Source organism: Streptomyces sp. NPDC093600 (genome assembly GCF_044764755.1).
Classification (GTDB): Bacteria; Actinomycetota; Actinomycetes; order Streptomycetales; family Streptomycetaceae; genus Streptomyces.
Map to the genome: position 1 here is coordinate 45886 of NZ_JBIWIU010000021.1, position 1759 is coordinate 47644.

General features: G+C 73.2%; 1 protein-coding gene. It reads left to right on the forward strand.

The genetic code is table 11. The features are described 5' to 3' along the window. Positions 1–257: 257 nt before the first annotated feature. Positions 258–1406 carry a hypothetical protein gene (locus ACIRB4_RS31100; protein ID WP_403295889.1) on the forward strand — a complete coding sequence of 383 codons (1149 nt, stop codon included), beginning with the start codon at positions 258–260 and terminating at the stop codon, positions 1404–1406. Positions 1407–1759: the final 353 nt, after the last annotated feature.

Here is a 1759-nt window from a genome sequence, read left to right on the forward strand (position 1 = left end):
CTCACCGCCTGTCTCCCGCACCCGGCGGTCCCGGAGCCTGCGCAGCGGTACGAGGGTGAAGGCGCCCAGGAGCGGGGCTCCTTCCCGCCCTCCCGCCACGCCGTGCCCGTTTGGCGGACGTCCGGTTTGTCACCCCCGGCGACGGGCACGCGCCGGAGTACGGAGGCGGTACGGAGACCCGTTCCTGAAGGAGCCTGACCGCCGCCCGGACGCGACGTCCGACATGACGCCCCTCCCACCACGCATTGGGGGACACCATGGAACTCGGCTTTCTCAAGCCGCTCTTCGATCGCCCAGGCCCCTGGGCATCGGTCTACGTCGAAACCACCCGGGCGACCGAGGACGCGGCGAAAGTGCAGCAACTGCGCAATCGCTCCGTCGCCGGCCGGCTCGTCGACGAGGGCGCCGCGCCCGCCACCGTGCGAGCGGTGATGGACCGGCTCGCCCATGAACCCGTCTCCGGTACGCCCCCGGGGCGCGCACTGTTCGCCGCGGGCGACGAGGTCGTCCTCGACCTCCCCCTGGCACAGGCGCCGCCCACCGAGGACGTGACGTGGTCGACCCTTCCCCATGTGGCACCGCTCGTCGTGCTGCGCGGCGAGGACCTCACCTGCCTGGTCGCCTACATCGACCGCACGGGCGCCGACCTGGAGCTCCGGCAGGCGCACCGCCGTGAGAGCGTCGGACAGGCGCAGGGCAAGGAGTGGCAGGGCCGGGGCCACCGCAGCATTCCCGCGGACCGGTACGAATGGCACTACCGCAACAAGGTCGAGAAGACCTGGGACGAGACCGCCGACATCATCGCCTCGGAGCTCGTCCGGCAGTGGCCGGAGAACGATCCGTCGCTGCTCGTGCTGACCGGTGACCCCCGCGAGCGCCGAGCCGTGTACAGCCGGCTGCCCCAGCACATCCAGGCCGTCGCCGTCGAGGCCGGGAGCGGCGGCAGGCAGGCGGGTGCGTCGACGAGCGTCCTCGACGAGCAGATCGAGGAGGCGTGCGACCGGTACGCGCGCGAGCGGATCCAGAACGCGCTCGACCGCTTCCGGATCGGGCGCGGCAGGCCGGGCGAGCACCGGACGTCGAGCGTGGACACCGGCCCGGGGCAGGCCGCCGAGGGCATTCCCGCCGTGGTCGACGCCGCCCGCAAGCACCAGGTGGCGACCCTGCTGATCGACCGGAACGCCTCCGACGCGGGGCGGCAGGTCTGGATCGGTCCCGGCCCGGACGATGTCGCCGTACAGCGCGGTGACGCCCGGGCGGTCGGAGTCGCCGAGCCCGAGCAGGCGCGCGCGGACGACGCCCTGCTGCGGGCCGCCGTGGCCGCGGACTGCGAGGTCCTGGTCGTCCCCGAGGGGATGGGCGGACCGGCGGGCGGCCTGGGGGCGGTACTCCGCTGGAGCGACTGAAGCGCCCGAGCGGCGCGAGGAAAGGACGCGTGGGGCCCTTCGCACAAGGGCCCCACGCGTCCTTTCCCTTCCGGCGGATCGCCTCCCGAAAGACGACGAAGACGACGCTGCCGGGGCGGCTTCGGCCGCCCCGGCAGCATCGATCGGAGTCGATCGGATCAGCTCACCCGCTCACCCGGTCATCAAGCCACCGGCGGGTCCCACTTGCCGACCGGCGGCGTTCCCGTGTCGGTCCTGCCCTGGGTGGCGTCGCCGGGGGTGATGCGGCCGCGCCAGCCGCCGCTCTCGGTGCCGCGTTCCTCGATGAAGCCCTTGAACCGCTTCAGATCACCCTTGACCCGCCGGTCCAGCAC

Bases quoted from the DNA above. Each gene is read 5' to 3' on its own strand.
- ACIRB4_RS31100 (WP_403295889.1), top strand. From the start codon at position 258: ATGGAACTCGGCTTTCTCAAGCCGCTCTTCGATCGCCCAGGCCCCTGG.